Origin of the sequence: Embleya sp. AB8, assembly GCF_049739465.1 — a bacterium.
Taxonomy (GTDB): Bacteria; Actinomycetota; Actinomycetes; order Streptomycetales; family Streptomycetaceae; genus Embleya.
Genome location: NZ_JBMHHY010000002.1, coordinates 1 through 23,244, shown reverse-complemented (window position 1 = coordinate 23,244; position 23,244 = coordinate 1). Strand labels below are relative to the sequence as shown.

25 protein-coding genes and 1 pseudogene are annotated in these 23,244 nt (G+C 68.9%); 11 read left to right on the top strand and 15 right to left on the bottom strand.

Annotation, left to right across the window (positions count from 1 at the left end; genetic code table 11):
* Positions 1-91: 91 nt before the first annotated feature.
* The 3 genes from ABIA38_RS02985 to ABIA38_RS02975 form a co-directional block, all read right to left on the bottom strand.
* Complete coding sequence (locus ABIA38_RS02985) at positions 92-502, bottom strand: VOC family protein (RefSeq protein ID WP_424636795.1); 411 nt, start codon at positions 500-502, stop codon at positions 92-94.
* A gap of 81 nt (positions 503-583) precedes the next feature.
* Entirely contained in the window at positions 584-976 is a 393-nt protein-coding gene (locus tag ABIA38_RS02980; protein WP_424636794.1) for a helix-turn-helix domain-containing protein, read from the bottom strand.
* A gap of 147 nt (positions 977-1,123) precedes the next feature.
* Positions 1,124-1,984 carry an SDR family oxidoreductase gene (locus ABIA38_RS02975; RefSeq protein WP_424636793.1) on the bottom strand — a complete coding sequence of 287 codons (861 nt, stop codon included), beginning with the start codon at positions 1,982-1,984 and terminating at the stop codon, positions 1,124-1,126.
* A gap of 209 nt (positions 1,985-2,193) precedes the next feature.
* On the opposite strand from ABIA38_RS02975, the gene ABIA38_RS02970 reads away from it, so the two are divergent.
* Entirely contained in the window at positions 2,194-2,607 is a 414-nt protein-coding gene (locus ABIA38_RS02970) for a winged helix-turn-helix transcriptional regulator (protein ID WP_424636792.1), read from the top strand.
* Positions 2,608-2,690: 83 nt separating this feature from the next.
* Here the strand turns inward: ABIA38_RS02970 and dnaE are convergent, their stop codons facing one another.
* Together dnaE and ABIA38_RS02960 are read right to left on the bottom strand one after the other, a co-directional pair.
* Positions 2,691-6,239: a DNA polymerase III subunit alpha gene (dnaE, locus tag ABIA38_RS02965; protein ID WP_424636791.1), complete on the bottom strand. Its 3,549-nt coding sequence runs from the start codon at positions 6,237-6,239 to the stop codon at positions 2,691-2,693.
* Between the two features lie 298 nt (positions 6,240-6,537).
* On the bottom strand, positions 6,538-6,810 hold the full coding sequence (locus tag ABIA38_RS02960) for a DUF2277 domain-containing protein (protein ID WP_424636790.1): 273 nt from the start codon (positions 6,808-6,810) through the stop codon (positions 6,538-6,540).
* 764 nt (positions 6,811-7,574) lie between these two features.
* Between ABIA38_RS02960 and ABIA38_RS02955 the strand changes: the two genes are divergently transcribed.
* Entirely contained in the window at positions 7,575-8,801 is a 1,227-nt protein-coding gene (locus ABIA38_RS02955) for an LLM class flavin-dependent oxidoreductase (RefSeq protein WP_424636789.1), read from the top strand.
* A gap of 84 nt (positions 8,802-8,885) precedes the next feature.
* On the opposite strand, the gene ABIA38_RS02950 is transcribed toward ABIA38_RS02955, so the two are convergent.
* Complete coding sequence (locus tag ABIA38_RS02950) at positions 8,886-9,128, bottom strand: hypothetical protein (RefSeq protein ID WP_424636788.1); 243 nt, start codon at positions 9,126-9,128, stop codon at positions 8,886-8,888.
* A gap of 231 nt (positions 9,129-9,359) precedes the next feature.
* Between ABIA38_RS02950 and ABIA38_RS02945 the strand changes: the two genes are divergently transcribed.
* From ABIA38_RS02945 to ABIA38_RS02935, 3 genes are all read left to right on the top strand, one after another.
* On the top strand, positions 9,360-9,896 hold the full coding sequence (locus ABIA38_RS02945) for a hypothetical protein (protein WP_424636787.1): 537 nt from the start codon (positions 9,360-9,362) through the stop codon (positions 9,894-9,896).
* Positions 9,897-10,113: 217 nt separating this feature from the next.
* Entirely contained in the window at positions 10,114-11,187 is a 1,074-nt protein-coding gene (locus ABIA38_RS02940; RefSeq protein ID WP_424636786.1) for a CapA family protein, read from the top strand.
* A gap of 165 nt (positions 11,188-11,352) precedes the next feature.
* Entirely contained in the window at positions 11,353-12,606 is a 1,254-nt protein-coding gene (locus ABIA38_RS02935) for an MFS transporter (protein ID WP_424636785.1), read from the top strand.
* Here the strand turns inward: ABIA38_RS02935 and ABIA38_RS02930 are convergent.
* On the bottom strand, positions 12,556-13,071 hold the full coding sequence (locus ABIA38_RS02930) for a hypothetical protein (RefSeq protein ID WP_424637190.1): 516 nt from the start codon (positions 13,069-13,071) through the stop codon (positions 12,556-12,558). The genes ABIA38_RS02935 and ABIA38_RS02930 overlap by 51 nt on opposite strands.
* Before the next feature lie 103 nt (positions 13,072-13,174).
* A pseudogene (locus ABIA38_RS02925) lies at positions 13,175-13,624 on the bottom strand (methyltransferase domain-containing protein); the annotation flags it as partial.
* 15 nt (positions 13,625-13,639) lie between these two features.
* Here ABIA38_RS02925 and ABIA38_RS02920 point away from each other — a divergent pair.
* Positions 13,640-13,948 carry a hypothetical protein gene (locus ABIA38_RS02920; RefSeq protein WP_424637189.1) on the top strand — a complete coding sequence of 103 codons (309 nt, stop codon included), beginning with the start codon at positions 13,640-13,642 and terminating at the stop codon, positions 13,946-13,948.
* A 48-nt stretch (positions 13,949-13,996) separates the two neighbouring features.
* Here ABIA38_RS02920 and ABIA38_RS02915 read toward each other — a convergent pair whose 3' ends face one another.
* From ABIA38_RS02915 to ABIA38_RS02895, 5 genes are all read right to left on the bottom strand, one after another.
* Entirely contained in the window at positions 13,997-14,863 is an 867-nt protein-coding gene (locus ABIA38_RS02915) for a helix-turn-helix domain-containing protein (protein ID WP_424636784.1), read from the bottom strand.
* Positions 14,860-15,372, bottom strand: a complete 513-nt coding sequence (locus tag ABIA38_RS02910; RefSeq protein WP_424636783.1) for a DUF6879 family protein — start codon at positions 15,370-15,372, stop codon at positions 14,860-14,862. Before ABIA38_RS02910 ends, ABIA38_RS02915 begins: the two co-directional genes overlap by 4 nt.
* A complete protein-coding gene (locus ABIA38_RS02905) occupies positions 15,356-15,550 on the bottom strand; it encodes a hypothetical protein (RefSeq protein WP_424636782.1) in 195 nt (64 codons plus the stop codon). Before ABIA38_RS02905 ends, ABIA38_RS02910 begins: the two co-directional genes overlap by 17 nt.
* A gap of 98 nt (positions 15,551-15,648) precedes the next feature.
* Positions 15,649-16,125, bottom strand: a complete 477-nt coding sequence (locus tag ABIA38_RS02900; RefSeq protein ID WP_424636781.1) for an N-acetyltransferase family protein — start codon at positions 16,123-16,125, stop codon at positions 15,649-15,651.
* Positions 16,126-16,148: 23 nt separating this feature from the next.
* Complete coding sequence (locus ABIA38_RS02895) at positions 16,149-16,589, bottom strand: nuclear transport factor 2 family protein (RefSeq protein WP_424636780.1); 441 nt, start codon at positions 16,587-16,589, stop codon at positions 16,149-16,151.
* Positions 16,590-16,757: 168 nt separating this feature from the next.
* Between ABIA38_RS02895 and ABIA38_RS02890 the strand changes: the two genes are divergently transcribed.
* Both ABIA38_RS02890 and ABIA38_RS02885 read left to right on the top strand, forming a co-directional pair.
* Positions 16,758-17,921, top strand: coding sequence for a S1C family serine protease (locus ABIA38_RS02890; RefSeq protein ID WP_424636779.1), 1,164 nt, complete (start codon positions 16,758-16,760; stop codon positions 17,919-17,921).
* Between the two features lie 154 nt (positions 17,922-18,075).
* The gene (locus tag ABIA38_RS02885) at positions 18,076-19,026 is read left to right on the top strand and encodes an RDD family protein (RefSeq protein ID WP_424636778.1); all 951 of its coding nucleotides are present in this window, start codon (positions 18,076-18,078) and stop codon (positions 19,024-19,026) included.
* Positions 19,027-19,144: 118 nt separating this feature from the next.
* Here ABIA38_RS02885 and ABIA38_RS02880 read toward each other — a convergent pair whose 3' ends face one another.
* Positions 19,145-19,336 (bottom strand): ferredoxin, encoded by a 192-nt coding sequence (locus tag ABIA38_RS02880; RefSeq protein ID WP_424636777.1) that lies wholly within the window; start codon positions 19,334-19,336, stop codon positions 19,145-19,147.
* Between the two features lie 288 nt (positions 19,337-19,624).
* Here ABIA38_RS02880 and ABIA38_RS02875 point away from each other — a divergent pair, with 288 nt between their 5' ends.
* Positions 19,625-21,700: a protein kinase domain-containing protein gene (locus ABIA38_RS02875; protein ID WP_424636776.1), complete on the top strand. Its 2,076-nt coding sequence runs from the start codon at positions 19,625-19,627 to the stop codon at positions 21,698-21,700.
* Positions 21,701-21,724: 24 nt separating this feature from the next.
* Here the strand turns inward: ABIA38_RS02875 and ABIA38_RS02870 are convergent, their stop codons facing one another.
* Positions 21,725-22,147 (bottom strand): hypothetical protein, encoded by a 423-nt coding sequence (locus ABIA38_RS02870; protein ID WP_078976054.1) that lies wholly within the window; start codon positions 22,145-22,147, stop codon positions 21,725-21,727.
* A 319-nt stretch (positions 22,148-22,466) separates the two neighbouring features.
* Between ABIA38_RS02870 and ABIA38_RS02865 the strand changes: the two genes are divergently transcribed.
* Both ABIA38_RS02865 and ABIA38_RS02860 read left to right on the top strand, forming a co-directional pair.
* The gene (locus tag ABIA38_RS02865; protein ID WP_424636775.1) at positions 22,467-22,784 is read left to right on the top strand and encodes a hypothetical protein; all 318 of its coding nucleotides are present in this window, start codon (positions 22,467-22,469) and stop codon (positions 22,782-22,784) included.
* 49 nt (positions 22,785-22,833) lie between these two features.
* Positions 22,834-23,118: a hypothetical protein gene (locus ABIA38_RS02860; protein WP_424636774.1), complete on the top strand. Its 285-nt coding sequence runs from the start codon at positions 22,834-22,836 to the stop codon at positions 23,116-23,118.
* Positions 23,119-23,244: the final 126 nt, after the last annotated feature.

The window sequence follows — 23,244 nt, the reverse complement described above, 5'->3', positions numbered from 1 at the left end:
TGTTTCAGGCCGGCGTTTCGGCGGTGAATCGGCAAAGACCGACCATGGCGACGACCCGGATCCGGGCGAATCAGCGCAATCCGCGCTCAGTTCAGACCTTCGGCTGGGTGAAGCGGATGTTGTTGCCGAACGGGTCGCGCAGGCCGCAGTCGGTGCCGTAGGGGCGTTCGGTCGGCTCCTCGGTGAACTCGACGCCCTTGGCGCGGAGTTCCTCGTACGTCTTGCGGCAGTCGTCGGTGTTGAAGATGAGCCAGCCGCCCATCGCCCCCTTGGTCACCAACTCCCTTACCTGCGCCGCGGTTTCCTCGGACAGCGCGGGCGCGCCCGGTCGTTCGAGCAGGATCGAGCGCTCGGGGTGACCGGGGATGGAGACGGTCAGCCAGCGCATGGGGCCGAGGGGGACGTCGGCGACGACCTCCAAGCCGAGCTTGCCGACGTAGAAGTCGAGGGCCTCGTCCTGGTCGAGAACGTAAATCTGCGATTGCGTGATTGCGTTGAACATGTGCATCACGCTACTCGGCGGCGCGTGGTGAAACTTATCCAAAACTGCTCAATCCCACTGGGCGCCCCGGCCGGCTCCCGGTCAGGCGCTCGGCCGCGTCCAGGCCATCGTGAAGCACGTCGGGACGCCGGCCGACGACGTCTCCTTGCGGTACGTCCGCGGCGATCGGCCGACGATGTCGTGGAACGTGCGGCTGAACGTGCCGGGGCTGCCGAAGCCGACCTCGAAGCAGATGTCGGTGATGTTGCGGTCGGTCTCGCGCAGCAGGAACATCGCCCGCTCGACCCGGCGGCGCTGGAGGTAGCGGTGCGGGGTCTCGCCGAAGGTGGCCCGGAAGGTGCGGGTGAAGTGTGCTTCCGACACGTGGGCGATCCGGGCCAGGGTCGGGATGTCCAACTGTTGGGCGTAGGACCGGTCCATCGCGTCCCGGGCGCGCAACATGCGGCGGTTGGATTCCTCGACGGCGCGGCTCACGCAGCCATCAGATCACAGGGGCGGGGCCGCGACGCACGTGGTGCCGGTTGCTTCGACGGTCCCGCCCGGCCGCGACCGGAAGCGCCCCGACCCCGGCTCGATTGCCGGTTCCGGGGCACTGCCGTGCGGCGGTCGCTTCGGGTCCGGTCAGCCCTTGAGCGCTGCCGCGACCGTTTCGGCGAGCGGCGTGGTCGGGCGGCCCAGGAGGGTGGACAGGTCGGCGGTGATGGCCGCCAGCGCGCCGCCGGAGATCTGGACGTCGGCGTCCACGAGCAGCTCGACGAGGTAGGGCGGCAGGCCGACGCCGGCCAGTATCCCGGTGTACTGCTCGGCCGGCAGGTTCGCGTAGCCGACCTCCCGGCCGCTCTGCTTCGCCGCCTCGGCGGCCAGCTCGGGCAGGCTCCAGTTGGTGTCGCCGGTGAGCTCGTACACCTTGCCGGCCTGGTCGTCGCTCAGCAGCACGATGGCCGCGGCGTCCGCGTAGTCGGCGCGCGAGGCGGACGCGATCCGGCCCTCGCCGGCCGAGCCCGCGACCGCGCCGCGCTCGACGGCGCCGGCCAGCGAGCCGGTGTAGTTCTCGGTGTACCAGCCGTTGCGCAGCAGCACGCTGGGCAGGCCGGTGGCGGCGATCCGCGCCTCGGTGTCGCGGTGCACCCGGGACAGGCCGAGGGGGCTCTCGGCGGCGGCGTAGATGGACGTGTAGAGGAGCTGGCCGACCCGCGCCTCGGCGGCGGCGGCGACCACTGCGGCGTGCTGCGCGATCCGGTCCGCCTCCGGGCCGTTGGAGGAGACGAAGAGCAGCTTGTCGGCGCCGGTGAAGGCCGGTACCAGCGTCTCCGGGCGGGTGTAGTCGGCCTCGCGCACCTCGATCCCCTTGGCCGCGAGATCGGCCGCCTTGGCGGGTGTCCGGACTGCGGCGACGAGCTGAGAGGCGGGCGTGCCGCGCTCGAGCAGGGCGTCGATGACGAGGCGGCCGAACTGCCCGGTGGCTCCGGTGACGACGATCATGGCGAGTTCCTCTCGTGTGCGCCGAACCCGTCGTCCGGTCGCTCACCAAACGATGGCACTAACTTTTTGAAAGTGCAAGTGGATGGAGAGTGTAGGTATATGGAGAGTGCATGCTTTTGGATAGTGCACTACTTTCGAAAGTGCTGACTCGGAGGTAGCCTCGACGCAAGCGGGCACAGCCGTAGCCGCAGTCGACGAAGGGGGCAGCGATGGGAACCGAAACCGCGACCGAGACCGCGACCGGGCCGGACCCGACCCCGGAGTTCGAATTCGACGTCTTCGCGAAGGAGTGCGTCTCGCGGGCGGCCATGGAGCACATCACCGGCCGCTGGGGCGTGCTGGTCCTGGGCGGGCTGTACGACGGCCCGCTGCGCTTCAACGCGCTGCGCCGCCGGGTGGACGGGGTCAGCGAGAAGATGCTCGCGCAGACGCTCCAGGCGCTGGAGCGGGACGGCTTCGTGTTGCGCGAGGTACACAGCGCGATCCCGCCGCGTGTCGAGTACACCCTCACCGACCTCGGCAATGCGACGGCGGCCAAGCTGCTGGATCTGATCAAGCACCTGGAGGGCCACATGTCCCGGGTGTTGGCCGCGCGTGAGGAGTACGACCGCCTGCACGGCTGAGGGGCGCCGAAAAACGACGGCGGGGCCGGGCGGACGAGAGTTGCTCTCGTCCGCCCGGCCCCGCCGTACGGTTCAGCCGTGGCTCAGATGCTCCAGACCCCCGCGCCCAGCATCGACTTGATCTCGCCCGCGAGCCCGCCCTCGGGATTGACCCGGAAGTCCAGGTTGTAGCGGGTGCGCATGCGCGCGCTCTCCAGGATCAGGTGCACCGGGTTGTCCCCGGGGTGCGAGGACAACACCCGCTTGATGTCCTTCACCAGCTTCTCGTTGACCTTGGTGGTGGGCAGGCGCAGGCACACCGGGGCCTTGCCGCCGTGTTCGGCCGAGCCGATGTCCAGCGGGACCAGCTCGGAGCCGAACACGCTGAGCGCGCCGTCGCGTTCGTTGAGCCGGCCCCTGATGCTGACCGCGACGTCCTCCTCGAGGGCGTGTGCGACCAGGGTGTAGGACTGCGGGAAGAACAACACCTCGATCTCGCCGTCGTGGTCGGCGAGGTTGATCATCGCCCACGGTGAGCCGGACTTGTTGACCTTGCGCTGGATGCCGGTGATCAGGCCGGCGAGCTGTACCTGACCCTCGGTCCGGCCCGAGTTCTTCAGCTCGGTGATCGAGGTGTCGCGGTGTCGGGACAGGATGTGTTCGGCGCCGTCGAGGGGGTGGGCGGAGACGTACAGGCCGAGCATCTCGCGTTCGGTGGCCAGCTTGAGCTTGCGCGGCCATTCCTGGTCGGTGAGGGTGAAGTCCAGCCCGACGGCGGGTTCTTCGGTGCTCGCGTCGCCGCCGCCGAACAGGTCGTACTGGCCGGCGGCCTCCTGCTTCTTCAGGCCCACCACCGCGTCGAGTGCCTGCTCGTGTACGTCCACCAGGGCCCGCCGGGTGTGCCCGAGCGCGTCGAACGACCCGGCCTTGACCAGGGATTCGACCGCGCGCTTGTTGCACGCGGGCAGCCCGATCTTGGTCAGGAAGTCGGCGAAGGAGTTGAACTTGCCCTTGCTCGTGCGGGCTTCGACGATGTCGTTGATCACGTTGTCGCCCACGTTGCGGATCGCCCGCAGGCCGAACCGCACGTCCGAGCCGACGGCGGTGAAGTCGGCGACGGACTCGTTGACGTCGGGGGAGAGCACCCGGATGCCGGCCGACCTGGCGTCGGCCAGGTACATCCCCATCTTGTCCTTTTCGTCGCCGACCGAGGTGAGCAGCGCGGCCATGTACTCGGCGGGGAAGTTCGCCTTGAGATAGGCGGTCTGGTAGGACACCAGGCCGTAGGCCGCGGAGTGCGACTTGTTGAACGCGTAGCCGGCGAACGGGACCAGTACGTCCCACACCGCCTGGATCGCCTCGTCGCCGTAGCCGCGCTCGCGACAACCGGCCTGGAAGGGGATGAACTCCTTCTCCAGAACTTCCTTCTTCTTCTTGCCCATTGCCCGGCGGAGCAGGTCGGCCTGGCCGAGGCTGTAGCCGGCCAGCACCTGGGCGGCACGCTGTACCTGCTCCTGATACACGATCAGGCCGTAGGTGGGGCCCAGGACTTCGTTGAGTGGGCCCTCCAACTCCGGGTGGATGGGCGTGATTTCCTGCTGGCCGTTCTTGCGCAGCGCGTAGTTGATGTGCGAGTTCATGCCCATCGGGCCGGGGCGGTAGAGCGCGGAGACCGCGGAGATGTCCTCGAACTCGGTCGGCTTCATCAGCTTGAGCAGCGCGCGCATGGGGCCGCCATCGAGCTGGAACACGCCCAACGTGTCGCCCCGGGACAGCAGTTCGAACGTGGTCGGGTCGTCGAGCGGGATCTTCTCGATGTCGACGTCGACGCCCCGGTTGGCCTTGATGATCTTGATGGCGTGGTCGATGATGCCCAGGTTGCGCAGACCCAGGAAGTCCATCTTGACCAGGCCCATCGACTCGCACGACGGGTAGTCGAAGCCGGTGATGATCACCCCGTCCTTGTCCCGCCGATGCAGCGGGATCAGGTCGAGCAGCGGGGTCGAGGACAGGATCACCGCGGCGGCGTGCACACCGGTGCCGCGGGTCAGGCCCTCGATACCGCGCGCGGTGTCGATCACGATCTTGACTTCGGGGTCGGACTCGTAGAGCGCGCGGATCTCGCCGGCCTCGGTGTAGCGCGGGTGGTCCTTGTCGAACATGCCGGCGAGCGGCATCGACTTGCCCATGATGTCCGGCGGGTAGGCCTTGGTGATCCGGTCCCCGGTGGCGAACGGGAAGCCCAGGATCCGGCTGGAGTCCTTGATCGCGGCCTTGGCCTTGATCGTGCCGAAGGTGTTGACCTGGGCGGTGTAGGCCGAGCCGTACTTGTCGGTGACGTAGCGCACCATCTGGTCGCGCTGGCGGTCGTCGAAGTCGATGTCGACGTCCGGCGGGTTGATCCGCTCGGGGTTGAGGAAACGCTCGAACAGCAGGTCGTAGTCGAGCGGATTCAGGCCGGTGATGCCGGTGAGGTAGGCCACCATCGAACCGGCCGCCGAGCCACGACCGGGGCCGACGGGGATGCCGTTGTCCCGGGCGTACTGGCAGATGTCGGCGACCACGAGGAAGTAGGCGTCGAAGCCCATGGGCGTGATCACGCCCATCTCCAGCTCGATCCGGTCCAGCACCTCCTGGCTCGGGTTGTCGCCGAAGCGGCGCTGGAGACCCTCGGCGATCTTCTTGCGCAGATAGGTCGCCTGCGTCTCGCCCTCCGGGACGTCGAACTGCGGCATCCGGTTGACCTCGGTGAACACCTCGTCGTACGGCTGGATCCGCTCGGCGATCAGGAGGGTGTTGTCGCACGAGTCGGGCAGTTCGCCGAACAGCCGGCGCATCTCGTCGGAGGTCTTGATGTAGTAGCCGGTGCCGGCGAACTTGAACCGGTTCGGGTCGGCCTTGTTCTTGCCCACGCCCACACACAGCAGCGAGTCGTGCGCGTCGGCCTGGTCCTCGGTGACGTAGTGCGAGTCGTTGGTGGCCAGGAGCGGGATGTCCAGCTCCTTGGCGATCCGCAGCAGGTCCTGGCGCACGGTGCGCTCGATGTCGAGGCCGTGGTCCATCAGTTCGAGGAAGTAGTTTTCCTTGCCGAAGATGTCCTGGTACGCGGAGGCGGCCTTGATCGCCTCGTCGTACTGGCCCAGGCGCAGCCTGGTCTGTACCTCGCCGGAGGGGCAGCCGGTGGTGGCGATGATGCCCTCGTGGTGCTCGGCGATCAGCTCGCGGTCCATTCGGGGCTTCATGTAGTAGCCCTCGATGGAGGCGAGGCTGGAGAGGCGGAAGAGGTTGCGCAGGCCCTGCGCGTTCTCCGCCCACATCGTCATGTGGGTGTATCGGCCGCCGCCGGAGACGTCCTTGCCGCCCTCGCCGTCCTCGCTCGGGGCGCGCTTGCCGCCGGGGGCCCAGAACTCGGGGCGGCGGGCGTGGCGGGTGCTGGGGGCGACGTAGGCCTCGATGCCGATGATCGGTTTGACGCCGTGTTTTTTGGACGTGCCTTGGAACTCGTAGGCGCCGAACATGTTGCCGTGGTCGCTCATGGCCACCGCGGGCATGCCCTGACGGGCCACCTCGGCGAACAGCTTGTCGTTCTTCGCCGCTCCGTCCAGCATCGAGTATTCGGTGTGGACATGCAGATGAACGAACGAGTCGGACACGGTGTGTGAGGCTCCTCGGAGGGGCGGCAGGGACCATCCACCATAACGCGGTCGAGGGCGGCAACCGGGCGTCCGAGCAAGGTGTTCGGAGCGGTTCGGCGAGTGGTCGGTGAGGTGTCGGTGAGCGGTCGGCCGAGTGGTCGGCGCGGCGTTGGCGCGGCGTTGGCGGGGCTTTTCCCAGTGGCCCCGGAGTGGGTCGTGGCGGGGTTTGTGTGGGTGTTTGGGAGTGTTTGGTGGGGTGGCCGATGGGGTGGCTGGTGAAGTGACTGGTGAGGTGACTGTGGGGTGGTCGGGCGGCTCAGTGGGGGTGGGCGTGGGCGTGGGCGGCGGCTTCGCGGCGGCGCAGCGGGGGGAGCGTGGGCGGGGGTTGGCGGCGCTCGGGCAGCTCGGCGAGCAGCAGTTTCGTGGCCTCGGTGATGGTGGCCACGGCGCGTTCGACGGCTTCCTCGGTGCGGGGTGACGTGGTCTGGACGCCGCTCACTTTGCGGACGTATTGACGGGCGGCGGCCTCGATCTCCACGTCGGTGGCGGCGGGGTCGAGGCCGCGGAGCGTCGTGATGTTTCGGCACATACCTTTCAGGCTAGGCGGCTCGGCTGACATTGCCTTGGGCGGCGGCAGCGGATTGGGTCGGGCTGTTTGTCCTCAGGCGCCGGATGGGCTGGGGGGCGGGGCGGGGCCGGCCTGCGGCCCGCTTGTCCTCAAACGCCGGACGGGCTTGGTGGGTCGGTCCTGGCCCTGTCCTCAGGCGCCGGACGGGCTGGGGATGGGCCGGCCTGCGGCCCGCTTGTCCTCAAACGCCGGACGGGCTGGATTTGGTCGGTGTCCCGAGGTGATGGGCGCACGTAGCTCGTTTGTCCTCAACCGCCGGACGGGCTGGATGTGGTTGGCCGGGTGGGTTGGAGACGTCGCATGTCCTCAAGTGTCGGAAGCCTCCATGCGCCGGCCGTAACCGTCGACCCGGCCGACCCCAGCCTGTCCGGCGGTTGAGGACAAACGAGCCGCAGGCCGGTCGCGGGACGTTGTTGCCGGGGCGTACGGCGATGCGCTGAGCGGCTGCTCCTTTTCGCCCTTCGTCTTCCCTGCGGACGGGGCTTTCTCCGTGTCGGATCAGGGGTGTTGCGGGCCACAATCCCCCGTTCCCCTGGATCTTCCGCCTTTGCCGCGAGAGGATCTGACTATGCGTCAGCTCGATGTCCCGGGCGGCGCCTGGCATCTGACGTGACGTTAGCCACGTGTAAACAAAGTTCCGGCCGACGCTCGCATACTGTCCCGTACGCAGACCTCATACAGGCGTACGCAGCGCCGGTTGAACCAGGCGATTTGGGAGGCTCCACGTGGAGTTCGGCATCTTCCTGAACGGGTACACCCCCGGTCCGGCCGCTCACGATCGCGCGAGCGAGCACCTCGTGCTGATGCGCGAGATGGAAATGGCCATCAAGGCGGACAAGCACAACTGGAAGTACGCCTGGTTCGGCGAGCACCACGGTCTGGTCGAGTACAGCCACATGTCGGCGCCCGAGGTGGTGATCGGGTACGTCGCCGCGAAGACCGAGCGGATCCACCTGGCCACCGGCATCAACAGCCTGTCGCCGCGCAAGGAGCACCCGGTCCGCTATGCCGAGCGCGCCGCGATGATGGACCACATCACCGAGGGCCGCTTCGAGTGGGGCACCGGTCGTGGCGCGGGCAGCCACGAGATGGCCTCGTTCAACATCATGGACAAGAACTCGACGAAGACCGAGTGGGACGAGGTCGTTCGCGAGGTCCCGCGGATGTGGGCGCAGACGGACTACACGTTCGAGGGCGACCACTTCACCGTGCCGACGCCGCACGACATCCACCCGAAGCCCTACGGCGAGTCGCACCCGCCGATCTGGGTCGCCTGCGGCAACCCGGCCACCTTCGGCAAGGCCGGCTCGATGGGCATCGGCGCGATCGCGTTCAACTTCGAACCGGTCTACAACCTCAAGGGCCGGATCGAGGCCTACAAGGAAGCCGCCGAGAACCCGGTCGAGATCGTCGGCGACTACCAGAACAACAACGTGATGATGACGAACGCCGTCATCTGTCTGTCCGACCGCAAGCGTGCCCGCGAGATCGCGCTCAGCAAGGGCCGCGGCTACCTGGTCACCCTGGTGAACCTGTACCACGACACGATGCCGAAGTCGGCGGACGCGGTCACCTGGCCGTCGCCCACGTTCGACCTCTCGCTGGGCGGCGACGAGCTGCTCGACCAGCTGATCGAGGGCGGCTTCATGCTCGTCGGCACGCCGGACGAGGTGTGCGAGCAGGTCAAGGCGTACCAGGAGGTGGGCTGTGACCAGCTCGTCTTCGGCGTCAACGACGGCATGACGCACGAGGAGAACCTCGAGATGATCGAGCTCTTCGGCGACAAGGTCATTCCCGAGTTCGACAAGGACCCGGAGCACTCGACCACCAAGTACCGCCGCAACGCGGTGCCCAAGTTCGGTCGTTTCCAGGGCGCGGGCCCGGACCCGGACCTCAAGGTCGAGGTACTGCCGACCAGCGCGGTCCTGCCGCTGCCGTACCCGTCCGCGTAGCGAGCACGAGCGGGCGGCGCAACCGCGCACGACGGACGAGGCCATCGGGGAAATCCCGGTGGCCTCGCGTGTTTTGACGGTGGGTCAGTTCGGTGGGGTGAGGCGACTTCGGGCTGCCGTGTGACTTCGGGTTTCCGTGTGACTTCGGGTTGCCGTGTGCGGTGTGCCGGCGATCGGGACGGCGATGGTCGCGGTCCACGGGAGCACGCCGAGGACGCGCGGGGCTTCGGCGCGGCGGTACGGCTCGGGCCATTCGATCTCGACCAGGTAGCGCGCGGCGAGGCCGGCCGCGGCGAACCGGCGCCAGCGCGCGTAGGCCGTCGTCACCCACGTGGGGGACCGGCAACGTTGCGCCCGGTTGCTCGATCAGCGTCCGGGAGGTGGCCATGGATCCACCGTGTCGCCTCCCGTCGGGTGAGGTTCAAGCCCCGGGATCGCGGATTTCGGGTGGTGTGCGTCGATGGGTCGAATGTCTGTCAGGCTTGATCCTTCGGTCCGGCGGCTGGGTCGACGCAGCCGGATCACACACACGCAGTCGAACAACACAAGGGACGTGGCATGGACGCCGTTCACGAAGGTCTGGACGCCGTGCGGGCGGAGCTGGTCGGCCTCGATCGCCCCGTGGTGCGGCTGCTCGAGCCGGGTCTCTCGGCCGAGGCGGTGGTCACCCGAGTGGGTGCCGGCGTGCCCGCCGAGCTGATCTCCTGGTTCGGTTGGGCGGACGGCACCCGCGAGGAGCCGGACCAGCTGGTGGACGAGGCGTCGTTCATACCGGGCTACGTCCTGGTCAGCCTGGCCGAGGCGGTCGAGTTCCGCGAGGAGGTCGAGATGGACCAGCCGGAGGGCGTGCAGTGGTTGCCGCTCCTGGTGTCGCCGGCCGCCGACTTCTACGCGGCGGTCTGGGACGGCGCGGACGTCCAGGTGGCCAGCTACGTCCAGGGCGCGGACGAGCCGATGGTCTACGCGTCGATCCCGCTGATGTTGCGCACGGTCACCGAGAGCTTTCGGACCGGGGCGTTCGAGGTGGACGACGAGGGCTACTTCGACATGCATCCCGAGCTGTGCGACCGGGTCTACGAGGCGTTGAACGGCTGACGCGTTGCGCTCGGCGAGGTAAAGGAATAGGTAAAGGCGGGGTAATTCTCATCACGCTCGGGAGCACGTACGGGCGCGTACGTCGCTGGGCTACCTTGTCCGCGTGCCTATACCCCGCCCCCTCCGCCCACCTCGCCGACCGCGCCCGCCCCGCCGCCGCCGGACCGTCGCGCTCGGCCTCGCTCCGCTGCTGATCGCGGGTCTTGCGTCATGCGGGATGTGGTCGGACTCGGGCGGCTCCTCGGACAAGGCGAAGAACGCCGCGGACGCCGGTCCGGCGCCGGCCCCGGGCGGAACCTCGGCGGCACCGGGCAGCGCCACTGCGCCGCCGCCGGACAAGGCCGCGCCGGGGACCGAGATATCCGTCGCGCTCGCGGGAGACGTGCACTTCTTCGAGCGCACCGTGCCGCGCCTGAACGCCGGCGCCGAGGGCGCGCTCGGGCCGATCGGCCGCACGCTCGCGGACGCGGATCTGGCGATGGTCAACCTGGAGTCCGCGATCACCGAGCGCGGCACGCCGGAGAACAAGACGTACCACTTCCGGGCCCCGGCGAAGGCGTTGACCGAGCTGAAGGCGGTCGGGATAGACGCGGTCAGCATGGCCAACAACCACGCGGTGGACTACGGCAAGGTCGGCCTGGAGGACTCGGTCGCCGCGGTGCAGGACCCGCCGATCGGCGTGGTCGGGATCGGCAAGGACGCCGACCAGGCGTACCGCCCGTTCATCAAGAACGTGAAGGGCGTCAAGGTCGCGTTCCTGGCCGCGAGCCAGGTGCAGGACATCACCAACCAGCTCTACCAGGCCGGCCCGAACAAGCCCGGGATAGCCACCGCGTTGCAGACCGATCGGCTGGTCCGGGCGGTCAAGGACGCGAAGAGCCAGGCCGACGTGGTGATCGTGTACATGCACTGGGGCATCGAGGGCGACAAGTGCCCGAGCGGGGACCAGAAGAGCGTGGCCCGCAAGCTCGCGGACGCGGGCGCGGCGGCGATCCTGGGTACGCACGCGCATGTGATGCAGGGTGCGGGCTGGCTGGGCGACACCTACGTGGGTTACGGCTACGGCAACTTCCTCTGGTACGGCACGTCCCCGTACCCGGACTCGAACGACACCGGCGTGGCCACCCTCACCATCCGCGACGGCAAGGTGGTCGGCGAGAAGTTCACCCCCGCCTCGATCGACAAGCGCGGCGTGCCGATGCCGGCGGCCGGCGCGGAGGCACGGCGGATCCTGGATCGGCGCGAGACGTTGCGGCCGTGCACGGGGTTGACGGCGGCGCCGAAGAAGTAGGCCGGGCCGGCCGGTTCTTGGTAGCTTGGCGGGCATGTTCCTCCTCTGTGCGTAGGACGCGTCTCGCGGCCGTGACCCGATCGACGGGCACGGCCGATTCGGCGTCCACGTAGGTCTTTTCGGTGCGGCGGGGCCGTGCCGACTGCGCAGAGGAACGTTCGTCCTGTGGCTGCCAAGCCTGTTTTCGAGTTGCCCGCTGCCGATGTGCCGTCCGGGCCGGCTCTCTCCTATGCCGCCGTGTTGCGGATACCCGGTGCCCGACGGGCGTTCGGGGCCGCGTTGGTGGGGCGGCTGTCGTACGGGATGGTCTCGCTGTCGTTGTTGCTGGCGGTGAAGGCCGGTACCGGGTCGTATGCGGTGGCGGGCACCGTGATGGCGTTGTTCGGGGCGACGAGCGTGTTTCTGTCGCCGGTACGGGCGGCGTTGGTGGATCGGTACGGGCCGCGGCGGGTGTTGCCGCCGATGGTCGCGGTGTACGCGGTGTTGCTGGTCGGGATCGCCGTCGTGACGTGGCGGCCGGGGGTGTCCGGTGTGTGGGTGGGCGGCGTGGTCGCGGCGGCGGGGGCCTGTACGCCGCCGGTCGGGCCGGTGATGCGTGCGTTGTGGAGCGAACTGGCCCCCGATCGCCGGTTGTTGCAGCGAGCATTCAGCCTGGACGGAGTGTCCGAGGAGGTCGTGCTCACGGTCGGGCCATTGCTGGTGGGCGCGTTGGTGGGGGTGGCGCCGGCGGCGGCCGGGGTGGTGGTGAGCGCGGGGCTGATCCTGGTCGGGACGTTGGCGCTGGTGTCGTCGCCGATGGTGGGTCGGGCGGCGGAGGCGTCGGCGTCGTCGTCATCGGAGGATGAGGCGGACGCGGTCGTCGTCTCGCGCCGAACGGGCTTGTGGCGGGCGGTGGTTGTGGCCGCCGGGGTGGGGCTGAGCCTGGGCGCGATCGACCTGTCGGCGGTGGCCTTCGCCGACGCGCACGGTCGGGCCCACGCGGTGGCCTGGATCCTGGCCGCGCTCTCGATCGGCAGCGCGGTCGGCGGTCTGGCGTACGGGGCGGTGTCCTGGCGGTCGGCGCCGGATCGCCGACTGCCGCTGCTCGGCCTCGGGCTGGGCGTATCGCTGGCGGCGGCCGGCCTGTCCCCGAACCTCTACGTCCTGGCCGCGGTCACGATGCTCACCGGCCTGTTCGTGGCCCCGGCGATCACCACGGCCTACCTCCTGGCCGACGCGGCGGCCACCGCGAACACCCGTACCAGGACCGGCGCGTGGGTCAACACCACGATCAACGCCGGGGCTTCGGCCGGGACCGCCACCACGGGCCTGCTGATCGACCGAATCCCGTTGCCCGCCATCTACGCCCTGGCCGCCTTGCCAATCCTCCTATCGGCCGCCGGCACGGCCATTCCGGCGAGCCGACAACCCAAGTCCTGACGGTCCGTCGGCGTGTGGCTCGGAGCGGAATTCATCGGTGGGTTCCGGTACTTGTGCTCCCTGGGCGCCGTCGGCGGAGGCGGTCCAGCCGAAGGCCTCGATGGTCGGGCGACCGGCTGCGCGCCAGCGGGACCAGGCTGCCTCGATTTCGTTCCAGACGCGGCGTGGGCCGTGTTGGTGTACGGCGAACGTGGCGAGTTGGTGTCCGTCGTAGTCGACGCTTGCCCAGGATGTGCCGGCTTCGTCGCCCACCCACAGGCGGGTGTGTACGCCGTCGCTCCCGGCGTCCTCGTCCCAGTGTTGCCAGATGCCGGGGGCCATCAGGCCGATCGCGAATTCGGCGGCGAGGTCGCCACCGGCGACATCCCACGGGGACACCGTCGTCGTGCTCGGGGTGGCGTCGTGGTCCGGGGCGACGACCTGGCATACGTCGGTGATCCGTGAACGGTGCTCGCGCAGGTGCATGAACGCCCCACCGGCGCGAAAGTGTCTGTGGACTCGGCCCGACTCGTCGTACCGTGGCCACCAGGGTGCCGTTCGCGGTCCACGCGGTGGCCCACGGCGTGACGATCAGGCCGCCGGGCCGGCATTGCCGAATCCAGGCGGCCGGCAGGCGGGTGACCGCCGCGCCGGACACGATTCGGTCGTAGGGGGCGCCGGTTGCCCATCCTTCACTGCCGTCGCCCAGGACGACGGTGGGATTCAACCCGAGCGCGGCCAGGCGGTTTCGTGCCGATCGGGCCAGAGTCGGATCCACTTCGATCGTCACCACCTGCCGGTGGCCCAGTCGATGCGCGAGCAGCCCGGCGCTCCAACCGGTCCCGGTGCCGATCTCCAACACCCGGTGCCCGTCGGCGACTTGGAGTGCCAGAAGAGTCTCCGCGACGATCGAGGGTTGGGACGCCGAGGACGACGGCCACGCCGGTCCACCCGGTCGCGGATCGGCGCCGTCGCACACCTGGACGACCACCGGTGCGTCCGCGTAGGCGGCTGCCCACCAGCGCTCCGGTTCCTCCATACGCTCGCAGCGATCGTGTCGGGTGCCGTCCGGCCGGCGCAGCCACACCACATCGGGCAGGAACATGTGCCGCGGTACGCCCGCGAACGCCTGTCGCCATTCCTCGGGCAGCGTGCCGACCGACGCCTCGACCTGCCGCAGCAGATTTACGCGGGCCCGTTCGAGGTCTTCGGTACTCACGGACACCCGGCTCACCTCTTCTTCGGAGTGCCGGGGTTGGCAGGCTTGTCCGGCGGAATCGGCGGCGGAACCGGCTTCTCGGGCTTGTGCCCGTCATCGGTCGCGGGGTCGCGGTGCTTTCCCATGGAAATCTCCTCGATGTGATTCGGGTCGCATTTCATGATTCCTCGGACCGTAATCGAGTGTCCATCGTCAGTCGCGATCCTGCATGGATTTCTCTCGAAAGGATTCGGACCACGACTCGATTTCAGCCCGGGCCTCGTCACCGGAAAGTGAACGATCGACAAAGTAGTCGAACAAGTCTCGATAGTATGCAATATCCTTCGGGTCTCGAAGGATGAGTTGACCGCTGAACAGTTCGACGGTCACCAAATGGTCCCCGTAGATGACGAATGTATTGAACGGGGCGTCCGTCATCCGTTGCCGGAGTGGCAGTATGTGCACTCGGACCTGCGGAAGTTTCGAGATGGAAATAAGATGATCCATTTGGAGTGCCATTACGGAAGCCCGGCAGAGATGCCAGCGTGCGGCCGACTCTGTCAGCAGGAATTCGAACTGCTTTCCTTGATCGTGGAGTACCGCCTGTCGCTCAAGCTTTATGGCCATCATCTTTGCCGTGTCGCCCGCCGCAGGATCGACGGTCGGTGCCATGGCCTGTCGCATGTATGCGGGAGTTTGTAGTAGGCCGGTGATCATCGTCGGGAGGAAGTGACGGATGTGGTCGGCCCCGGCTTCGAGGGCGGCAAGCTCTCGCTGTCGGTGATGGCGGCCGCGTCGTACCGACGTGCGAACATCCTCGTACTCCGTGTTCGCAACCTCTGCCAGGCGTCGAACCTCGTCCGCTGTGGCCGCGTCCACCCCGAGTGCTTCGAGTATTTGCTGCACATCGAGGATCGACGGCAGAGTGCGCCCGGTTTCGATCCTGGAGATCTTGCTTTGCGACATTCCACATCGGACGGCAAGGCGCTCGCCCGAGAGGCCGGTTGCGCTCCGCAGGGCTCTCAGGGCCGATGCCAAGCGCAACCGGTCTCGGCCGGCCTGCTGCGGATCGAAGCTCAAGCCGAAAGATATTCCGAGAACGGAACGGACAGAGCCAGTGCCGATTCCTTGGATCGTCGATACCAGGCGAGGTCGGGCGATTCGAGCAGGATTCGGGCTACTTGAGCGCCGTGCTCGTCATACTGCATCTCGACAACCTTTGCATCGTCGAGCAGCCAGAAATCCGAGGGCATCGGCGGGATGATCCGGCGTCTGGTCGTATCCAGGATCCTGACGTCCTCGCCGGCTGCGACGTTGTAGCGATATGCCGCAAACTCGTATCGAAGATAATCGGATAGGGGAGGTGTGACGACATGAACCCTGGAGACCTTGCGCCCGCTCGCCCGGTAGTGTGCGAGCTTGGTCAGCCAGGGGTCGTCCTCGGGCAGGTCCAGGTACCCGGTGGCCATGAAATCCGCATACTCCTGCTCCTCGCCGAGCATGGAATAGGCAGATAAGGTTTCGAGCCTGAATGCCTCGTGCTCGAATGAATCGAAGAACGAAGACCAGTGCTCACCATCCAAGTGCACGTGCGGCCTCCCGGAGTACCTCTTCCGGCAGCGCGACGACGGCCTCGCCTTCGGGTGTGGTGTGATCCACGAGGACGCCTTGAACGGCGACGACACCATCCTCATCGGTGGCATAGACCGTCGGGCAGTCGTTCGAGCGGCATTCGGGGTCCCCACCAGAGATGCGCGACAGCTTCATGATTTGCCCTCCGTGTTCACTCGACTACTCACGAGGAAGCTAGAAGATGCCGTCGGCGAGGGCAAGGACTACCCACGTTTGTGCATAAACGGCGGGTGTCAGCTGTCGGCGAGGGTGGCCAGGGCTGGGCCGGTCAGGCGGTAGCCGAGCCATTCGGATTCTTGTTGGGCGCCGAGGGAGTTGTAGAAGGCGATGCTGGGTTCGTTCCAGTCGAGGACTGCCCATTGGAGGCGGGCGTAGCCTCGGGATGTGCAGATGGTGGCCAGGTGTTTGAGCAGGGACTTGCCGTGGCCGGCGCCTCGGGCTTCGGGGCGGACGTACAGGTCTTCGAGGTAGATGCCGTGTACGCCCTCCCAGGTGGAGAAGGTCAGGAACCATAGGGCGAAGCCGACGGGCAGGCCGTGTTCCTCGTCTTCGGCGATCAGGGCGAAGACTGCCGGGGTGGGGCCGAAGAGGGCCTGGTGGAGTTGGGCCTCGGTGGCTTTGGCCTCGTGCAGGAGCTTTTCGTAGTCGGCGAGTTCGCGGATCAGGGCGTGGATGGCCGGGATGTCGGTCGGGGTGGCTTCGCGGATCATGAATCGACGCTACCTCGGGACGGCTATGCGGTCGGCGCGATGTACATGTAGGACTTCTCCTCGCTGCGGGAGGAGATTCGCCACTCGCCGGCGACGCGCTCGAAGGTGTCCAGGTACCACAGGCCGCAGAACATCGTCGGGCCCGGCGTCTGCTCGTCCTCGCCCTTGAAGACCATCGGGTTGTGGCACATCGTGCGGCCCGTGGCGGTGTCGCCGTCGACGGTGATCGACGAGTTCGCGATCAGGTGTTGGTAGGCGCCGAAGCCCGGCATGACCGAGGCCAGGAATTCCTTGGTCTCCCGCAGGCCGCCCGTGGAGCCGCCCATCGCCGAGTAGTCGATCAGCGCATCGGCGGTGAAGACGGTGTCCAGTGCGTCCCAGTCGCCGGTGTCCACCGCGTGTGAGTAGCGGACCATCAGGTCCTGGATCTCCATCCGGTCGGAGATTTCCTGGAGTGTCAACATTTGCGGCCTTCTTTCTCCGGTTCTGCCACGCCGAAGGGCCAACTTGACACGAACAAGTACATGGCGAAAGAGGCATGGCCTCGGCGGGACGGTGAAAAGTCCCGCGGCGGGGTTAGTACGAAGAATGCTCGGGGGACCCGATCCGGTACCGAACCCGAGGGAGACATCGTGACCAGGACGACGCGGCGACGGGCCATGGTCGCGCTGACGGCCGCTGTGATCGCGCTGGGCGGCGGCGTGAGCGCGTGCAGCAGTGACAGTGGGTCGAACTCGAAGAAGAATTCGAGCGCCGGTAGTACCGGTAGTACCGGTAGTACCGGTAGTAATAGTGCGAGTGGCAGCGGCGGTGCCAACGGCAATGTCGCGTCCGGGTCGGTGGCGCCGAGTGGTGGCCCGGCCGGTGATCTTCAGGCCCAGTACGAGCAGGTGGTGCGCAATGTGCTGCCCTCGGTGGTCCAGATCACCACCAGCGCCGGCCTCGGCTCCGGCGTCGTCTACGACGACAAGGGCAACATCGTCACCAACGCCCATGTGGTCGGCCAGGCGACCACGTTCGACGTCACCCTCCCCAACTCCAGCAAGTCGATCACCGCCAAGTTGGTCGCCGCCTTCGCCCCGGACGACCTCGCGGTGATCCGCCTCGACAACCCGCCCGGCGATCTCAAGCCGGCCCGGTTCGCCGACTCCAGCAAGCTTCAGGTCGGCCAGATCACCATGGCCATGGGCAATCCGCTCGGCCTGGACTCCAGCGTCACCGAGGGCATCGTCTCGGCCGTCGGCCGCACCGTCAGCGAACCGCAGTCCTCCGGCTCACCCGGCGCGACCATCTCCAGCGCGATCCAGACCTCGGCCGCGATCAACCCCGGCAACAGCGGCGGCGCGCTCGTCGACCTGGACAGCCAGGTGATCGGCATCCCGACCCTGGGCGCCACCGACCCGCAGACCAACGGCAGCGCCGCCCCCGGCATCGGCTTCGCGATCCCGGCCAACACGGTCAAGTCGATCACCGACCAGATCATCAAGAACGGCAAGGTCGACAACTCCGGCAAGGCCGCCCTCGGCGTTACGGTCCGAACCGTGGCGGGCCCCAACGGCCGGGCCGCCGGCGTCGGCGTGGTCTCGGTACAGGACGGCGGCGCCGCCAAGGCCGCGGGCATTCAACCGGGCGACGTGATCACCGCCATCGACGACCAGCAGATCACCGACCAGTCGACTCTGTCCGAGGTGCTGGGCGGCAAGCAGCCCGGCGACAAGGTCAAGGTGAGCCTGATCCGCGCGAGCGACGGCAGCAAGGCCACGGTCGATGTGACACTCGGTCAACTCACGAGCTGAGCGGGCCGCCGACTGCCGACCGCCGAGCACCGGCCACCGCCGACTGCCTACTGCCGAGCACCGGCCACCGCGGACCGCCGACCGCCGAGGTCCGGCCACCGAAGGCCCGCCCCGGCTCGACCCGACACGCGATCTGCGCGATAACGTCCCGCTTGTGACGATCCCTCAGCCCCCACCCGGGCCAGGGTCGCCGTACGGGGACCAGCCTTCCGTCGACGGTGATCCACACCTGTCCTGGTACCAACCACCCGGCACCGCCCGGCCCCTGATCCCCCATCAGGCGACCGCTGCGCCCGCCCCGCCCGCGGAGCCACCCGCCGACCCCGGCCAACTCCCGCTCGCCTCCCGGACCATGCGCCTGTTCGCGCGCACCGCGGACTACGCGCTGACCACCGCCCTGGTCCTGCCGCTGTGGGTGTTGGCCTACCACTACCTCCAGGGCAAGGCTGCGGACCTGCCCACCAAGACGGTCCGTACCGCGTTCCTGGACGTCGTGTTCGGCCGCGCGGGCGAGGCGCAACGGGCGCCGCTGGAGGCCGTGGACGGTCTGTGGAGCACCACCAAGACGCTGCTGCTCCTGCTGGTCCTGGCGCACCTGCTGGTCCCCGCGCTCTACGACTGGTTCATGCACGCCCGGTTCGGCCGCACCCTGGGCAAGATCCTGGTCGGCGCCAAGGTGGTTCCGGTCGGGACGGCCGCGACGGAGGTCCCCGGCCGGGTTCCGGTCGGCGCGTGGCGGGCGGCCCGACGCACCCTGGTGGCCGTGGTGGTGCCCTGGGCCGCGGTGTTGCTCACCTGGTACGAGGTGGCGCTGCGCCAGTGGGGCGCGGCAAGCCTGTTCGCGCTGCTGAGCCTGATCGGCTTGCTCGACCCGCTGGCCGTGCTCGGCCCGCGCCGGCGCACCTGGCACGACCGGACCGCCGGCACGGTGGTGGTCAACGTCAAGCTGTTGGCCCGGGGTTGGTCGGCCACCCGGAACGCCTCGGCCGCCGTGGTCCAGGGTGCCCGCGGCGCGTCCACCGCGATGGCCCAGGGTGCCCGTGGCGCCCGCGAGATGTGGCAGTCGAGCCGGGTCTCCGGAGCCCACCCCGAAGACCCGACCTGAGCCGACTCACTCCGACTCACTCCGACTCACTCCGACTCACTCGGCTCACCCCGACTCGCCCCGGCTCACCCCGACGCGGCACCGGATGAGGCGACTTGCCCGCACCGATCGCGCGGTCTCACTCCTGGATCGTGATGGCTCGGGTCGGACAGACCCGGGCCGCCTCCTCCACCTGGGGCCGCAACTCCTCGGTCGGGTTCTCGTTCAGGATGTAGAGGAAGTTGTCCTCACGAACCTCGAACACCTCGGGCGCCTCCGCCATGCAGAGTGCGTTGCTCTTGCACTTGTCGAAGTCGACGACGATCTTCACGTTCGGCCCTTCGGTCGTGGCAGCGGTGTGTACTGCGGCGATACCCGTGCGGGCGGCCCGATCCCGCTCGAACACCCGTCGCGGATCCGGGCGTTGACCCGCCCGGCGGCACCGCCTGCTTATCACGCGCCCCAGCGGGTAAGGCGAGCCTTCTCGCCCGAACGGGGAAGCAGTCGCCCGAACGGGGAACCAGTCGGTGCCCTGGGGAGGTCACAAGACCGGATGAGAGGATTCCATCCCGGTACGGCCGCAGCCGCGGGCCGGCGAACCAACACGGGAGGCACGTCCATGACGGCCGAGGGCGGCGCCGAGATACGTACGTTGCGTCCGGGCGATCCGCAGCACATCGGGCCCTTCCGGATCACCGGCAGGCTCGGCGCGGGTGGAATGGGCGCGGTGTACGCGGGCCTGGACGACTACGAACGCCGCGTGGCGGTCAAGGTCGTGCACGCGCAGTACGCCGACGATCCGGAGTTCCGGGCCCGGTTCACCCGCGAGGTCAACCTGCTGCGGGCGATCAAGGGCACGTGCACCACGCCGGTTCTCGACGCCGATGTGGACGCCGAGACACCGTGGTTCGCCACCGAGTACGTCCCGGGCCCGACGCTGGACGCGCGGATCAACCAGGGCGGCCCGATGCGCGGCGACGAGCTGATGGGCCTGGCCGCCGGGCTCGCCGAGGCGCTGGTTGCGCTGCACGACGCCGACGTGATCCACCGCGACCTCAAGCCGCAGAACATCATCTGCTCGCCCGCCGGTCCGCGGGTGCTCGACCTGGGCATCGCGCGGTCGATGGAGGACAGCGGGCTGACCCGCACCGGGATGATGATCGGGTCACCTGCCTGGATGAGCCCCGAGCGGTTCAAGGGACACGACAGCACGCCGGCCGCCGACGTGTACGCCTGGGCGATGTTGATCACCTACGCGGCCACCGGGGTGATCCCGTTCGGCACCGGTGCGCCGGAGGTGGTCGCGCTGCGGGTGCTCCAGGAGGAGGCCGACCTGTCCGGGGTGCCGGACGTACTGCGCCTGATCGTCAAGCGGGCCGGCGACAAGGAACCGCACTACCGGCCGCACGCGCGAGAGTTGCTGGCCTCGGTCACCCACGTGTGGCGCGGCGCGCTCGGCAACGGCGCGGCGCCCTCGCTCGACCCGGTCGCCGACGCGACCTCGCTGATCGGCCAGTTGTGGACGACACCCGCCTCCGGCGGCCCGTGGCAGGTGCAGCAGAGTCCGCAGCAGCAGGCGCCGCAGACCCCGGCGCCGCGGGTGTACGAACCGCCGCGCGGTCCCGCACGCTCGGGCGGTACGGCCGCGTTCGGCGCGCCCGCCGTGCCGCCGCAGACGCCGCAGACGCCGCCGCCGGCGTCCTACGGCCGGCCGACGCACGACCCCTACGGCGCGTCCCCCGCGCAACCGCCGCTCTACCGCGACGCGCCCGCCTCCGGTGCGCACGGCGTCCCGCCGCAACCGTCGGGGCAGTACGGCACGCCGTCCGGGCAGTACGGCACGCCGTCCGGGCAGTACGGGACACCCTCGGGCCAGTACGGCACCGCCGGCCAAGGGCACCCGGCCAACCGCACGCACGCGACCCACGCCACCCAACATTCGAACCAGTACCAGGCGCCGACCGGCGGCCACACCCCGCCGCCCACCGGCCGTGCGGCGGCCCGACAGGGTGCGGCGGGCGGCTCCGGCGGCCCGAACCGGAAGCGCCTGGCGATCATCGTCGGCGGCGCGGTTGCGGTGGTGGCGATCGGCGTCGGCGCGGTGTTCGCGCTGCGCGGCAACGACGACAAGCCCGAGCCGCAGGCCCAGCCGAAGTCGACCACCCCCAGCGCCGAAGTGCCCAAACTCACCGGCAAACCGGGCGGATTCACCCAGGACATCAAGGGCATGAAGTTCGCCGTGCCCAGCAACTGGGAGCTGCAGCAGGTCAGCGACACCGAGGTGTGCGTCCTGCCGAGCGCGACCCCGGCCGCGCAGCGCACCACGTGCGAGCGCGCGGGCCTGCGGATCTGGGTCGGCAAGAACGCCCAGCGCAAGGTCGACTTCGAGGATCCCGCCGGCTGGACCCTGGGCGCGAAGGCGACCTGCGTGACGCGCACCGACGACCCGGCGCCGCCGACCAGCAAGACCGGCGGGAAGAAGCTCGCCGAACCGAGCAGGGCCAGCCTGAAGTACGACTACGCGTCGTACAGCGTGACCTGCAAGAGCGGCGACTCGTTCCAGCCCCAACTGTGGTGGTTGCCACAGTCGATGATCTCGTTCTCCACGGCCGGCCTGTCCCGTGAATACGACGGCGACGTGAACAAGATCCTGGCGTCGGTGGACACGGATGCCTACAAGAAGCCCAAGTCCTAGCCCGCTCCGCCGTGGCGGACAGGCCTAGAAGTCGGCCGCCGCGGCCACCGGGAGGAACGGGTTCTCCGGGCCGGCCGGGAACGAACTCCAGCTCTGCTCCTCGTACAGGTTCATCAACTCGTGCTCGGACTCCTCGGTGTCCGGCCACTCGGCGTTGACGACCACATGTACCGAGGGCTGGGGATACTGCTCCCACCACTCGACTATGTGTCCCTCGCCGTCCACCGGGACCGGGTGGTGCTCGACCCGGTGGACCATCATGTACGGCCCGCCGGTCCACGGCCCTATGTGCGCGCCGCCCAGCGGGATCGCCGAGATCGAGTCGCCGCCGCGCGGCAGCGCCGGGCCCGCGAAGTCGCCCGAGAGCAACGAACCCACGTATCCCGTCGGGGGACGGTCCGGTGGAACGTCCTGGTAGAAGTCCACCCGGACCCGGTACCGGATCACTCGCGTCCCCTCCGCTTCTGCGTCTTCGACTTCTTCGGCCGCCGTCGGGCTCGCCTGGACCCCGGCCGGCTTGTTGCGATCGGTAATACGTATACCAGCCGGCGATGGTTCCGTTTCGCCGATCGGGTGGGGGCCGGCCTTCCCGACGGGGCGACGGCAGGATCACGCGCACCCGCGGCGCTCGACCTCGGTCCGCGCACACCGAGGTCGAGCGGGCCTTCGCCGGCTTCGCGGACCGACTCGACGCGGCCTCGGGTGTCGAGGTGGTGTCCAACCCGCAGGAGATCGGCCGGCGACCGGCCTGAGAGGCTGTCGGACCATGGACGACGTACAGCGGCTCCCGGCCCACGAACGGATCCGGCAACCGGCCGCCGGGTACGCGTCGGCCGTGGACTGCGGCTACGTGTACGGATGGCGGGACGTGTACGAACGGCGGGACGGCGTCCGGTACTTCGCTCGTCGGCGGCACGACCTGTGGTACGGCGCGAACGTCGGGGCCGATCCGGTCGGGCCGGGGCCGGCGAACCGGCCCGAGCAGCCTTACGGTTCGGGCACGGTACCCGGCATCTCGGAGGCCTGGCGGGAGTTTTGTCGGATCCCGGACCAGCGGGCCCGAGCGGGTTCCTTCCGCGCCTGAGGGGGCAGGCGTGGGTCATCCGGGCACTCGGCGGCAGGGAGGTTCGGCCATGGCGCGGCTTCCGGACGGCGCGCGGAACGCGGCGGCGCGTACCGGCGTGCTCTTGGCGCTCACGATCGTCGCGGCGATGGTCGCGCTGCTCGGCGTCTGGGCACACACCTGGTTCTGGGTGTGGGGGATGTTGTTCGTCGGTCTGGGCATGCTCGGCATGGCGTGGAGCGCGCTGGAGATCCTGATCGCGCTCCAGGTGGCGGACGAACAGCGGGACCGGGATCGCGGCGTGTATCAGGTCCGCCCGGTCGAGATGCGACCCCGGCGGCGCTCGGGGCACTGAGGGTTTCGCGCGTCACACACGGTCGGGGGGGGGGCCCCCCCGCCGGGGCGCGGCCCCCCCCGGGGGGGGGGGGGTATAAAGGGTGGGGGGGTGAGGGGGGGGAGCGCGCCCCGCCCGCCCGGCCCG